The sequence below is a fragment of the Megasphaera indica genome, assembly GCF_046614755.1.
Lineage (GTDB): Bacteria > Bacillota > Negativicutes > Veillonellales > Megasphaeraceae > Megasphaera > Megasphaera intestinihominis.
Genome location: NZ_JBKKJR010000001.1, coordinates 191,491 through 205,037, shown reverse-complemented (window position 1 = coordinate 205,037; position 13,547 = coordinate 191,491). Strand labels below are relative to the sequence as shown.

The window sequence follows — 13,547 nt, the reverse complement described above, 5'->3', positions numbered from 1 at the left end:
CAGGCGATAGCTACTGCTAACGCGTAAAGCAATAAAAATCTGGCATAATGCCGGTATTCAAACTGTGTCTTCGGCGACGCAGCGTACTGGCGCAGGGTCCGTCCATACCCGCGCAGCTTCCGCAGCCTCAACGGACCTGACCGTCGCCGTCGACGAGGTATTTATAGGACACGAGGGCTTCCAGCCCCATGGGTCCGCGGACATGCAGCTTCTGCGTGCTGATGCCGATTTCGGCGCCAAAACCGAATTCAAAGCCATCGGTAAAGCGCGTCGACGCGTTGACGTAGACAGCGGCCGAATCGACGGCGGCCTGGAAGGCAGCCGCAGTGGCCTTGTTTTCCGTGATGATGGCTTCTGAATGATGGGTGCTGAAACGGCGGATATGGTCCAGCGCTTCCTGGAGGGAGCCGACGACCTTGACCGACATGATGAGGGCGTTGTATTCCGTCGCCCAGTCGTCGTCACTGGCAGCCTTCATGGCGCTGGACTGGCAGGCTTCGTCGTCACCACGCAGCTCGACGCCGTCGGCTTTCATGACCGGCGCCAGTTTCTTGAGGAAGGCCTGGGCCACGTCGCGGTGGACCAGGAGCGTTTCCATGGCGTTGCACGTCGACGGCCGCGAGACCTTGGCGTTTTCGACGATTCTGACGGCCATGTCCAAATCGGCATCCTTGTCGACGTAGACGTGGCAGACGCCGCTCCCCGTTTCGATGCAGGGCACTGTCGCCGTGTCGACGACCATGCGGATCAGGCCGGCCCCGCCGCGGGGAATGGCCAGGTCGATATAGCGGCGCAAGGTCAAGAGTTCTTTGACCAGGGCCCGGTCGGTATCCTCGATGAGATTCACAGCATCGGCCGGAAGGCCGGCTGCGGCCAGGCTTTCACGGATGACTGCAGCCAGGGCCGTATTGGAAGCGATGGCTTCACTGCCGCCGCGGAGAACACAGGCATTACCGGCTTTGACGCAGAGGACGGCGGCGTCGACCGTGACGTTGGGCCGCGATTCATAAATGATGGCGATGACGCCTAAGGGCACGCTGACCTTGCGGATGTGCAGGCCGTTGGGGCGGTCCCATTCGTCGAGAACGACGCCGGCCGGGTCGGGCAGGGCGATGACCTGGCGGACGCCTTCGGCCATGGCAGCGATGCGCTCTTTGGTCAGCGTCAGGCGGTCGACCATGGCCGGCGCCATGCCCTTGGCTTTAGCCCGCTGCAAGTCGACGGCATTGGCTGCCAGGATATCGGCTTCATGGGCGACGAGGCCGTCGGCGATGGCGGCCAGGGCCTGATTCTTTTCCGCCGTAGAGGCAGCGGCCAGGACGTACGAGGCTTCCTTGGCGTCGCGGCCTTTGCGGAATACTTCGGATATCATAGAAAATACCCCCTTTAATACATGGCGACGAGATTATCGCGATGAATGACTTCCTCATAAATGCCATTGTGGCCCAGGACCTTGGGAATGTCCGCAGACTGCAGGCCCTTGATGGCATTGATGTTGACGCTGCTGTAGTTGCTGATGCCCTTGGCAATGGTCAGGCCGTCGTAGACGACGCTGACGATGTCCCCTTCATCAAAGATGCCTTCGACGGCGGTAATGCCGACGGGCAGGAGGCTCGAACCGTGGTCGATGATGGCATTGCGGCAGCCCTGGTCGACGACGAGCCGGCCCTGAGCCTTGCTGCCCGATACGAGCCAGCGCTTCTTCGAGTGCAGCGGCGTTTCTTTAGCTTTGAACAGCGTCCCCACTTCTTCGCCGGCGCAGATACGGCTGATGATGCCGTCTTCACTGCCCGAGGCGATGACCATGTCCACATCGGCTGCCGTGGCAATGGACGCGGCCTGTATCTTAGTGTACATGCCCCCCGTACCCATGCTGGACCCGGCGTCGCCGGCGATTTCATAGATGTGCTTGTCGATGTTGTCGACGACAGGGATGATTTTGGCATCATCATGGGTCCGCGGATTGTCCGTGTAGAGGCCGTCGATGTCGGACAAGAGGATGAGCAGGTCGGCATCGACGAGGCCGCTGACCATAGCCGACAGCGTGTCGTTGTCGCCGATTTTGTATTCATCGACGGCGACGACGTCATTTTCATTGATGATGGGAATAACGCCCATGTCGAGCATCGTCAGCAAAGCGTTGCGGGAGTTCATGAACTTGCTCCGGTCCTGGGAATCCATGCGGGTCAGAAGGACCTGGCCGACGACCTGGCCGTATTCGCGGAAGAGCCGTTCATACGTATGCATGAGGACGCCCTGGCCGACGGCGGCGAGGGCCTGCTTTTCCCGTATCGACCTGGGCCGGTGGTCCATGTGGAGCGGCGCCATGCCGGCATTGGTCGCGCCGGAGCTGACGAGGATCATCTGCTTACCCTGGTTCTGGAGATCCGCCAGTTCCCGGACCAGGTGTTCCATGCGCCGGTAGTTCAATTTTCCCGTAGCATGGGAAATGGTGCTGGACCCGACCTTGACGACGATGCGTTTCTTCTGGCCGAAGTCCCTGCTTGTACTGTTCACAAAGCCTCACGTCCTAGTCTTTAATAAATTCGTAATGAGATTTCTTATCTTTCTTCTTGAATAAGACGCCGTAGTGGCCGATGACCTGGATGAGTTCGGCGCCGAGCATGTCGGCCAAATCTTCCATGGTTTCCTTCGTCGGCAGATTGGCGTTGTTGAGGACGTGGGCCTTGATCAGTTCCCGCGCCGTAATAGCGGCACGGGCGCTGTCGATGACGGCATCGCTGAGGCCGTCCTTGCCGATCTGGACGACAGACGGCATGAGGCTGGCCATGCCCTTGAGTTGCTTCTTATCTTTATTGTTCATATGGATCTCCTTAGGTTCATTATTATATAAAATATGTTGGACTCAGGCGGGCTCGCCACGTGCGGGCCCCTACGATGGCTCCCCTATCAGGGGAGCCAATGGCGGCCTGCGTTATTTGTGGTATTCAAATTCCATGGAATAAATGCGGACGGTGTTGCCGTCCTGGATGCCGTGTTCCTGGAGGAGCTTGTCCAGTTCCATGTAGCGCCAGATGCGCTGGAAGCGGCGCAGGGACTGGTCGTCATCGAAGTTGGTCATAGCGACGAGGTTTTCGATGCGGGCGCCGGTGATGACGAAGGCGCCGTCGTCGTCGCGCTTGACTTCAAAGTCCGGCTTATTCTGGGCTTTATAGACGACTTCTTCCGTCGTTTCGTCCGGTTCTTCGACGTACTCTTCGAGCATCGTCCAGACCCATTCCAGGAGCTTGTCCATGCCTTCGCCGGTCATGGCGCAGATGGGATAGACTTCGACGCCGTGAGCGGTCATGTAGTCCATGAGCCGTTCCAGGTTGTCCGAATCGCCGAGGAGGTCGATCTTGTTGGCCGCTACGACCTGGCGTTTGCGCGCCAGTTTTTCGCTGTATTTCGCCAGTTCGGCATTGATTTTTTCATAGTCTTCGATGGGGTCGCGCCCTTCGATGCCCGACACGTCGACGACGTGGATGAGGATCTTCGTCCGTTCGATGTGGCGCAGGAAATCGTGGCCCAGGCCGACGCCTTCACTGGCGCCGTCAATGAGGCCGGGGATATCGGCCATGACGAAACTGCGGTGGTCCGGCAGGTTGACGACACCCAAAATCGGGTTGAGCGTCGTGAAGTGGTAAGCTGCGACTTCCGGCTGGGCTGCCGAAACCTTGCGCAGGATACTCGACTTGCCGACGCTGGGGTAACCCAGGAGGCCGACGTCAGCCAGGACCTTCAGTTCCAGGCGCAGCCACCGTTCTTCCCCCGGTTCGCCTCGTTCGGCAAAGGTCGGCGTCCGGTTGGCACTGGTGCGGAAATGCCAGTTGCCGCGGCCGCCGCGGCCGCCTTTGGCGACGATGGCCCGCTGGCCGTCGCGGGATAAGTCGGCCATGACCTGGCCCGTTTCTTCATCTTTGACGATGGTCCCCAAGGGAACAGTGATCAATAAATCTTCGGCATTGCGGCCGTACTTGTTGCTGCCTTCACCTTTTCCGCCGGGCTTGGCCTTGAACAGGCGGCGGAACCGGAAGTCGACCAGGGTATTGACGTTGCGGTCGGCGACGAGGACGACGTTGCCGCCCTGGCCGCCGTCACCGCCGTTCGGCCCGCCCTTGGGGACGAACTTTTCGTGACGGAAACTGCTCATGCCGTCGCCGCCCTTGCCGGACTGTACAAAAATTCTTGCTCTGTCTATAAACATATTTCACCTCATAGGAATACATGCGGATACAGAAAGAGACACAGCATACATATACCATGTCTCCTGTCTATCTGTCCAAAAATATCTAATTGACGTTACTATCAAATTTTAAAGCATATTCGCTCATCTGTAAAGTCATTTTTCCTGAATAATTTCCAAAGCCTTCTCAAACTGGCTGTCTTCCGGGTCGGACGGCGTCAAGGGAACGACGACATCCGGTTCGATACCGACGCCGTCGATTTCGCGGCCATTCGTCGTCCGATACTTGGCGACGGTCACTTTGACAGCCGATGCCGAGTCGACGGGGAAGACGCCCTGGACGGTCCCCTTGCCGTAGGTCTTGACGCCGACGATGGGTCCGAGTTTCATGTCCTGGACGGCACCGGCGACGATTTCCGAAGCGCTGGCCGAATTTTCATTGACCAAGACGACGATGGGAATCGGGTCATCCGTCCCCTGAGCCGTGTACTGATCCACTTTGCCATCCTGTTCCGTATAAGACACGATGGTACTGTTGGGCGGAACGAAATTGCTGGCCACGCCGACGGCCTGTTCGACGATGCCGCCCGGGTTGTCACGCAGGTCGAGGATGAGCTTGTTCATGCCCTGTTCGCGGAGCTTGGTGAATTCCTTGGTGAAATCGTCAGCCGTGCCATCACTGAAGACGGCCACGCGGATATAGCCGACGTCCGTTCCGTCGACCATCTTGCCGGCGACTGTCGGCACGTGGATCTGGCGGCGCTGGACGGTAAAGGATTGTTCTTCGCCATCGCGGCGGACGACGAGGTCAACGCTGGTGTCGACAGGCCCGCGGATGTTCTTGGACACATCTTCCAGCTGATAGCCCTCGACGGACGTGCCATCAATGGACACCAGGATATCACCGCGCTGGAGACCCGCTTCCTCAGCCGGACTGCCTTCCATGACACCGGCGATGAGGATGCCTTCATCGGTAGAGGCGATGTAGACGCCGATGCCGGCGTAAGTGCCGCTCATCTGGGCGGAAAAATCTTTATACAAATCGCCGCCGAGATAGGTCGAATGTTTATCGCCCAAAGTACCGACCATGCCCTTCAAGGCACCGTCAAAGATGGCGTTTTTATCGACATTTTCGGCATAATGGCTTTCGATGATTTCCAAGGTCCGGAAAAACTCGAACATCGACGAAGGCCGGCCCGTATAATACCAAAAGAGGCCAACCATGGCGACAATCATGATGATCATACCGCTGCAGACATATCCCAGCGGCCGGCGGACGCGCTCCCACGTCTGCCGTAAACTATGTTTCCCCATCAGGGTGCCTCCTTGTGTGTAAAAAAAGTTCATCGTAGTCCGTTCATCGTTGATCGTAAAAGATAAAAAATTACCCATCACGATGAACGACGAACGACGAACGAAAAACGATTAGGTACTCGTGCCTGGCAACAGAAGCCGTGACGCGCCGACTTCCCCTACAAATACCCCTGGGGGTCGACGGGGTCGCCATTGGCGCGGACTTCAAAGTGGACGTGCGGGCCCGTGGAGTTGCCCGTCGAGCCGGCATAGGCGATGACCTGGCCCTGAGAGACGGCCTGGCCCGGCGAAACGGCGAGTTCCTGGTTGTGGCCGTACAACGTCGACAGGCCGTTGCCGTGGTCGATGACGACGGCGTAGCCATAGCCACTGATCCAGCCGGCTTCGACGACGGTACCGCCATCGGCTGCCTGGACGGGCGTGCCATAATCGACGCCGATGTCGATGCCGCTATGGTAGATGGTCGTCCCGAAGATGGGATGGGTCCGGTAACCGTAAGGCGACGTGATGACGCCGTTGACGGGCCAGATCATGGCTCCCGTCCCGCCGCTGCTGACGGGCTGGGAATCGCTGCCATCGCTGCTGTCCGGGGCAGGCGGCGCGGCCTGGGCCGCTGCTTCTTCGGCAGCCCGCTGGCGCAGCTTGTCGCCCAGGGACTGGGAAGCCTGCTGATATTCGGCATAGGCCTTCTCAGCCGTGGCCTTATCATTCTGGGCCTGGTAGAGGACAGCCTGCTGTTCGTCTTTATGGGCGGCGATTTCGTCGCGCTTGGCCTTCGCTTCATCGCGCAGCTGGGCCTGGCGGTCGCGCTGTACTTCTAATTCTTTTTGAGCCGCTTCGATAGCTGCCCGTTCCTGACGGATGTCAGAAATGAGGGAGATATCGGCATCGACGACGCGGCGCAGGAGTTCCAGGCGGTTAGAAAAGTCGCTGAAATCCTTGGCGCCGAGGACGACGTCGAGATAACTCAGCTGGCCGTGCATATAGATATTGCGGATGCGCTTGGTAAAGACTTTCTCCCGCTTCTGCAGGCGCGCCCGGTTCTCGTCGAGCTCAGCTTGGGTCGCGGCTATTTTTTCTTCCGTCGCCGCCAAATCGGCCGTCACCGCCTGGTATTCGCCCTGAGCGGCTTCCAGGCTCTTCTGGATTTCATAGAGCTTATCGCTGACGTTGTCGATGACCATTTGGGCCTGGGCCTTCTTCTCACTCTGCTCGGCCATGCGGGTCTGGACGTCGTCCAGCTGGCCCTGCAGGTCATCGTCGGCAAAGGTCAGGAGACACGGCGATAACAGGGCTGCCGTCACGGCGAGGATGATATATTTTCTTACCATATTACACCTTCATATATCGTTTCAGCGAAATCGTACTGCCCAGGGCGCCGATGATCATACTGATGACCAAGAGGATGGCTGCCGTGCGGTACATAAAGGGATAAACACTGACCATGGGCAGGAAGGCCAGCGACTGGTGGACCGCCGTGACGACGAAGCCGTAGAACTGGCACAAGGCCAGGTCGGCCAGGACGCCGCCGATGAAGCCCAGGAGCAGCCCTTCCAGGAGGAACGGCCAGCGGATGAGCCAGTTCGTCGCGCCGACGTATTTCATGATGGCGATTTCCTTGCGCCTGGCGAAGACGGTCAGGCGGATGGTGTTGGAAATGATGAACAGCATGGCCAGGGTCAGGAAGATGATCAGGGCAATGCCGCCCCAGCGGATGATGCGTGTGATCTGGAAGAGCTGTTCGATGATTTCCTGGCCGTAATGGGTCCCTTCGACTTCGGGATAGTCAGCGACGATGTCGGCTGTCCGGCGCACAGCTTCCGGTTCGGTAAAGGTCACTTCATAAGAACTGGGCAGGGGATTCTTGCCGTCCAGGGCGTCTAGGATGCCCGGCTGGTCCTTCATGCGTTCCTTGAGGATGTCCATGGCCTGGTCCTTGTCGGTAAAGGATACGGACTTCACATCGGGCAGGGCGCTCAGGCGGCGGCCGACGCTGTCGATGTCCTTCTGGGTCACGTCGTCTTTGAGGTAGACCGTGATTTCGACCTGGCTTTCCAGGCTCTCAGCAAAATAATCGAGGTTGGCCACGAGGGTCAGGAAAATGCCCAGGATGAACAGGGACAAGGCGACGGTAGCGATGGACGCGATGGACATGAAGCGGTTGCGCCAGAACGACTGAATGGCTTCGGCCATGTAGTAGCGCATGGTCCTAATTTTCATCGTCATAGCCCCCCTTCTGTTCATCGCGGACGACTTTGCCGCCGTCGATTTCGATGACCCGCTTGTTCATCATGTCGACGAGGGTCTTATCATGAGTCACCATGAGGACTGTCGTCCCCATGTGGTTGATTTTCTTGAAGACTTCCATAATGTCCCGCGACGTTTCCGGGTCCAGGTTCCCCGTCGGTTCATCGGCAATGAGCAGCAGCGGCCGGTTGACGATGGCCCTGGCGATGGCTACGCGCTGCTGTTCGCCGCCGCTGAGGTTCTTAGGCAGGGCATCGGCCTTGCCGACCAGGCCGACCAGGTCGAGGACATCGCGGACACGGCGGCGGATGAGGCGCCGCGGCGCTTCGATGACTTCCATGGCAAAGGCCACGTTTTCCTGAGCCGTCTTATTGGGCAGGAGGCGGAAATCCTGGAAGACGATGCCCATTTTACGGCGCAGATAGGGCACGCGGTTCTTGGCCAGCTTATTGACTTCAATGCCGTTGACGAAGACCGAACCCCGCGATGGCAGTTCTTCATGGGACAAGAGCTTGATGAGCGTCGACTTGCCGGCACCGCTGGCGCCGACGACGAAGACGAACTCGCCCTTGCCGATGTGGAGCGATACGTGGTCCAGGGCAATGGAGCCATTGTCATAGACCTTGGATACGTTCTTTAATTCAATCATAAGGACCTCCGATGCTGTTGCAGGCGCTTGCGGACGCCCTTGCGGCCTTCCAGGATGCGCAGGGCCAGATAGGCATTGCGCAGGGACTGGCGCCGCAGATGATTGAGGCGGGCCTTGATTTCCGGCGCCAAATGGCCGAGGGCCAATTTCTGGCTCACGTCGGCGACGATATCCGCAGCCTGGACGTCTTCTGTCGTGCCGCAGACCCTATCGCCGATGAGGTCGATGAAACTGTCGATTTTCGGGTCATACGACACGGCCGTCGCCGGCACCTGCATGATAGCCGAAAAGATGAGGGCATGCAGGCGGTTGGCAATGACCGCATCCATACAGCCCATGAGGGACATGAATTCCACCGTCGTATAGTGGCCGTCGAGGACGACGGCTTTCGTCTTCATGCGGCTGGCAATGTCGCGGCCGGCTTCGACGTCGGCCGGGTACTGCATGGGGATGAAGATGACGTGGACGTCCTGTGTTTCCTGCAGCTCGTCAGCAGCAGCGGCAATGGCGTCCTTATAGGCTTCATGGTCCTGCCAGTTGCGGACAGCAATGCCCAGGCGCCGGCGGATGCCGGTGATGCCGTGTTTCTTGAGGATATAGAGGCCGATGTTCTTGTCGACGGGATGCATGGACAAGACGGCGTCGGCCGTGACGTGGATAGGCGGCCGGGTCACGCCCATGGCGGCCAGTTCGGCTTTGGAATCGGCATCGCGGACGCCGATGACGGCGACGCGCTGCAAGACATCGCGCACAGCCCGGCGGGCCTTGGCACCGCGGACGGGGCCGATGCCCTGAGCGTAGAGCATGACGGGCTTCTTGAAGAACAGGGCGATTTTCATGATCCACAAGTAATAATAGAGGCTGCGGGCGCTGGTCACGTCCTGCAAAAGGCTGCCACCGCCGCTTATAAGAATATCACAGCGGCGAATGGCCGCTGCGATAGCAAAGAAGTTCAGGCGGTGTACAGCCTGTACGTTATGGTTTTCCCGGGTCATGCGGCAGTTGCCGGTGATGACCGTAATCGATACGTCGGGAATGATGTCTTTCAGGGAGCCGACAATGGCCGCCAGCATGGCTTCGTCGCCGGCATTGGCAAAACCGTAATAGCCGGAAATGACGACTCTAGTCACGATGGGCCACCTGCTTTCCCAGCCACGTCGTCACATAGCTGACGATGGCAATGGCGATGATCAGGCCGATACCGATGACCATGCCCGTCACCCAGCCGTTGATGCCGCGGATGAAGGACATGAGGAAAGGCGTGCGGATATGGGCAAAGGTTTCGACCATAGAGCCGACGCCGATGGCAGCGGCAATGACCAGGAAGAAGTGCAGCAGCTGCGGCCATTTACGGTACAGGGCAGCAACCATGAGGTAGAAGGCCGGATGGCCGATGAGGAATTCCTTTTCCCGCGGGCGGGCATAGAGGACATTTTCCAGGAAGCGGCGCATAGCGACTTCCACGCCCGGTACGGGGACGCCTGCCGTGTGGCCGCTGCGGCCGACGAAGATGACGCCAGCCAGGGCCAGGACGGCCAGGATGAGGATGGTCCCCATCTTAATGGGAATATTGAGGAAATCCTTGACGAAGACCTTTAGGTCTTCCGGCGAGGCGATGGTCTGCCCCATGAGCGGGAAGCGGCGCAGATAGCCGATAGCCACCAGGATCAGGGGCAGGATGAAGGTCAGCTTGACGCCACGGTAGAAGTCGAATTCCATGAAGAAGCGGATATTGCCCAGCATGGCGGCGATATAGAGGCCGCCGATCATGGCCACGGCGACGGCAAAGAACAAGCCGATGGTGCCATCGCGGACGACGCGGCCATAGCCGAGTTTCTTAGTGATTTTCATCTTCTTCCAGTGGTCCAGGGCCAGGAGAATGGCCGCTGTCGGCGCAGCCGTCGCACAGCCGATAGCCCAGACCTGGAGGAACAAGGCCCCTTTGGCAACGATAGCACCGATGACGGCACAGACGATGCCCAGGCCCATGAGGATGTAGTTCTTGCGGTCCGTCAAGGGCAGGAGCAGGTTGAGGACGAAGACGAAGCCGCAGGCTGCTGCCGCTGCCGTAATGGCCAGGAGCAGGCGGTTCGGATAATAGGCCGGCATGATGGAAGCCCGACCCAGGGTGTAACCCCGGTCCGTTAGTTTCTGCGAAACCATCTTGACGTAAGACAAGTTGGTCTGGGTCAGGTTCATGCCGTGGAGAGGCTTCTTATAGAGCGGATAGAGATTGACCCGGGCATTGCGTTCCAGGTCGCTGATGTAAAAGCGCATAGCCGCTTCTTCGGGCGTAATCTTTTCCAGTTCTTCCTTGGCCATGGCATAGACGCGGGCCGTGCGGTAATGGACCAGGCCGGCCAGGTCATACATGCCGTCCTGCTGATTATACTGGAGCTGGTTGACCGATTCGATCATATAGAAAGGAATGTCCCTGTCGTTCAGGTTGTCCGCCGTATAGTCCAGCATGGTCTTGCGTTCGGCGTTGACCGGCGTATAGCCCAGGACTTCCTTGCCGACGAACATGATGCCCGATACGTTCTTGATCTGGTCGACGCGGTCGAAGAAATGAGCGACCTGTTCCTTCGTCGGGTTGCTGTAATTCGTCGGCCGCAGGATGACGTGGAAGCCGTGGTCGCTGATAGTCTTGGCGTCAGCGCTGAGGATACCCAGGTTGACATCGCCTAAGCCCGGCATGACACCTTGAATACCGGCAATACGGTACGGGCCATGGGACATGATCTTGACTTTATCGTCACCCAGGCGGGTCTTGAGGTCGGACACGACTTCGTCGAAATAGAGGTCCGTCTGGCCCTGGAGCTTGCCGATGAGGTAGTAGTCATAGGATTTGTCGGTAATGCCGAACTGAGGATAATAGAGGTCGGCACCGAGTTTCGTCACCAGCGACAGTTCGCCGCGCTGGGTCAGCTTATTGAGGGTAGTATCGTAAATGGTAAAGCTCGTAACGCCGGCATCGCGGCACATCTGGAGTGCCGTGTCGAGGTCGTAGCCGTCGTTACGGGCCATGACGACGATGGCATCATAGTCCATAGCCTGTTCTATCGTCGTCGACTCATTTTCTATCGCATTGCGTTGTACGCACATGCCCAGCGCACATACGAGGCCGATAAAGACGGCCAGTATCATCGCCAGCATACTGCGTTTATTCATGTTTGTCATTCTCTTCACCTTATCTATGAGTTGCTCACCTGGCCATGGATGGTCAGAAGGCCGTCGCGCATGGTGACGCTGTCCGGCTGGATTCCCAAGGGAAACCCGGCAAAGTCGTAAATCTCAGCATTGGCCATCTGCGTCGTGCTGATCTGCATGCCCATGCCTTCTACCGTCACGGACGACGGGATGAACATGAGCTTCGACCCTTTCATGCCAAAATGACCGCGGACATCAGCCTGGGCCGACACGAGGCCGCCCAGCTTCACCCGTCCCTGGACGCGGACGGCGTCGTCTTCAAAGGAGACCTGCGGGTCCGTCAGTCCCTGGACCTTCTTGACCAGGAACTTTTCCAGTTCTTCGCTGCGGATGGATGCCGTCATCTCACCGCTCTCGGCCCGGGTGACCCGGACTTCCTGATCGGCCAGGGCCAGGAGCGGCTTGAAATGGACGCCGTAGAGATTGCAGTCGAAGTGGGCGAATGTCAGATCGCCAGCCTGGAAATTATTGGCATGGACCGTAATGGCGTCGATGTCGCCGAGGAAGATCTTCGCCCCTGGCGACGCCTGGACGCGGACATCATCGCTGTGCAGATTGAGTGTCGCCGACAAGGCTTGACAGAGGCCGGCTTCGGCCAGCTGGGGCGCATAGGAATTGGCGCCGACCAAGAGGGCTGCGACGATGACAAAGAAAATCATCCATTTTTTCATTTACTTTAGAGCTCCTGCTTTGCTAACTTCTTTTCTTTTTCCTGCTGCAAATACCCTTCGATGAAGATGTCCAGGTCGCCGTCCATGACAGCCTGGATATTGCCCGTTTCGACATTGGTCCGGTGGTCCTTGACCAGGTTGTACGGGTGGAACACGTACGAGCGGATCTGGCTCCCCCATTCGATAGCCTGGTGGACGCCGCCGATTTCGGCTTTCAGTTTTTCCTGCTTTTCCTGTTCCAATTCAAAGAGTTTAGCCCGCAAGTACTTCAGGCACATTTCCTTATTCTGCAGCTGTGACCGTTCATTCTGGCACTGGACGACGATGCCCGTCGGCATATGGGTCATGCGGACAGCGGAACTCGTCTTGTTGACGTGCTGGCCGCCGGCACCGGAGGCGCGGAAGTAATCGACGCGGACGTCGTCCATATTGATTTCGACATCGACGTCGTCCGGCAGTTCCGGCATGACATCGACAGCCGTAAAGGACGTGTGGCGCCGGGCTGCAGCATCGAAAGGCGAAATGCGGACCAGGCGATGGACGCCTTTTTCCGATTTCAAATAGCCATAGGCGTATTCGCCTTCGACGCGGAAAGCGGCGCTCTTGACGCCGGCTTCATCGCCGGGCTGCATATCCAGGATAGTCAGTTTATAGCCATTGCGTTCAGCCCAGCGGGTATACATGCGGATGAGCATCTGCGCCCAGTCCTGGGCTTCCGTACCGCCGGCACCGGCGTGGAAGGTAATGAGGGCGTTGCACTTATCGTATTCGCCGGACAAGAGGAGCCGCACTTCCCGCTTTTCAATGTCCTTGAGCAAGTCGTGGTACTGCTTTTCAATGTCTTCGGCAAAAGAGGCATCGCCGTCTTCCATGGCCATTTCCAAATAATCGCTGAGGTCGTCAGCTTTGCGGACGAGTTCTTCGTGGCCTTCGACTTCCGTCTTGAGAAGCGTCGCTTCCTGGGAAATCTTCTTGGCCTTATCCGGGTCATCCCAGAAGGTCGGGTCACTCATCTGCATGTCTAAATCCATGATACGTTCTTTTTTCCGAGGTAAGTTAAAGTGAATCCCCGATTTCTTGTATTCTATGTTTGAGGTCTTCCAGCGGTTTACGCATTTCATCTAACAACACAAGTATCACCATCTTTCATAAAACATAACTATAATGGAATGTTCACATAATTCGCGCGGGCGCCCCTACAACGGGCTGTTCACAGGATTCGCCCAGGCGCCTCTACACGGGATAATATGGGTTTAAATTTATCCCCACA

The 13,547-nt window shown here is 58.0% G+C and carries 12 protein-coding genes; all 12 read right to left on the bottom strand.

The window, feature by feature from the left end; translation table 11 throughout:
* Positions 1–127 precede the first annotated feature (127 nt).
* Positions 128–1,372, bottom strand: coding sequence for a glutamate-5-semialdehyde dehydrogenase (locus tag ACFCTO_RS00965; RefSeq protein WP_302420478.1), 1,245 nt, complete (start codon positions 1,370–1,372; stop codon positions 128–130).
* 14 nt (positions 1,373–1,386) lie between these two features.
* Positions 1,387–2,517, bottom strand: coding sequence for a glutamate 5-kinase (gene proB, locus ACFCTO_RS00960; RefSeq protein WP_020310894.1), 1,131 nt, complete (start codon positions 2,515–2,517; stop codon positions 1,387–1,389).
* Between the two features lie 13 nt (positions 2,518–2,530).
* Entirely contained in the window at positions 2,531–2,824 is a 294-nt protein-coding gene (locus tag ACFCTO_RS00955) for a YhbY family RNA-binding protein (protein ID WP_020310895.1), read from the bottom strand.
* Positions 2,825–2,935: 111 nt separating this feature from the next.
* Positions 2,936–4,207: a GTPase ObgE gene (obgE, locus tag ACFCTO_RS00950; RefSeq protein ID WP_499876187.1), complete on the bottom strand. Its 1,272-nt coding sequence runs from the start codon at positions 4,205–4,207 to the stop codon at positions 2,936–2,938.
* A gap of 135 nt (positions 4,208–4,342) precedes the next feature.
* The gene (locus ACFCTO_RS00945; protein WP_337510113.1) at positions 4,343–5,500 is read right to left on the bottom strand and encodes a S41 family peptidase; all 1,158 of its coding nucleotides are present in this window, start codon (positions 5,498–5,500) and stop codon (positions 4,343–4,345) included.
* A gap of 158 nt (positions 5,501–5,658) precedes the next feature.
* Entirely contained in the window at positions 5,659–6,831 is a 1,173-nt protein-coding gene (locus tag ACFCTO_RS00940; protein WP_299722324.1) for a murein hydrolase activator EnvC family protein, read from the bottom strand.
* Position 6,832: 1 nt separating this feature from the next.
* Positions 6,833–7,720, bottom strand: coding sequence for a permease-like cell division protein FtsX (gene ftsX, locus ACFCTO_RS00935; RefSeq protein ID WP_499876186.1), 888 nt, complete (start codon positions 7,718–7,720; stop codon positions 6,833–6,835).
* Positions 7,710–8,396 (bottom strand): cell division ATP-binding protein FtsE, encoded by a 687-nt coding sequence (ftsE, locus tag ACFCTO_RS00930; protein ID WP_292261510.1) that lies wholly within the window; start codon positions 8,394–8,396, stop codon positions 7,710–7,712. The genes ftsX and ftsE overlap by 11 nt, the downstream gene beginning before the upstream one ends.
* The gene (csaB, locus tag ACFCTO_RS00925; protein ID WP_292261507.1) at positions 8,393–9,526 is read right to left on the bottom strand and encodes a polysaccharide pyruvyl transferase CsaB; all 1,134 of its coding nucleotides are present in this window, start codon (positions 9,524–9,526) and stop codon (positions 8,393–8,395) included. Before csaB ends, ftsE begins: the two co-directional genes overlap by 4 nt.
* A complete protein-coding gene (locus tag ACFCTO_RS00920; RefSeq protein ID WP_444309392.1) occupies positions 9,519–11,567 on the bottom strand; it encodes a DUF5693 family protein in 2,049 nt (682 codons plus the stop codon). The genes csaB and ACFCTO_RS00920 overlap by 8 nt, the downstream gene beginning before the upstream one ends.
* 23 nt (positions 11,568–11,590) lie before the next feature.
* Positions 11,591–12,277 (bottom strand): LmeA family phospholipid-binding protein, encoded by a 687-nt coding sequence (locus ACFCTO_RS00915; protein WP_292261503.1) that lies wholly within the window; start codon positions 12,275–12,277, stop codon positions 11,591–11,593.
* Between the two features lie 5 nt (positions 12,278–12,282).
* A protein-coding gene (prfB, locus tag ACFCTO_RS00910; protein ID WP_337518117.1) for a peptide chain release factor 2 occupies positions 12,283–13,405 on the bottom strand; the annotation gives its coding sequence in 2 pieces (ribosomal slippage) (positions 12,283–13,335 and positions 13,337–13,405; 1,122 coding nt in all).
* Positions 13,406–13,547 lie beyond the last annotated feature (142 nt).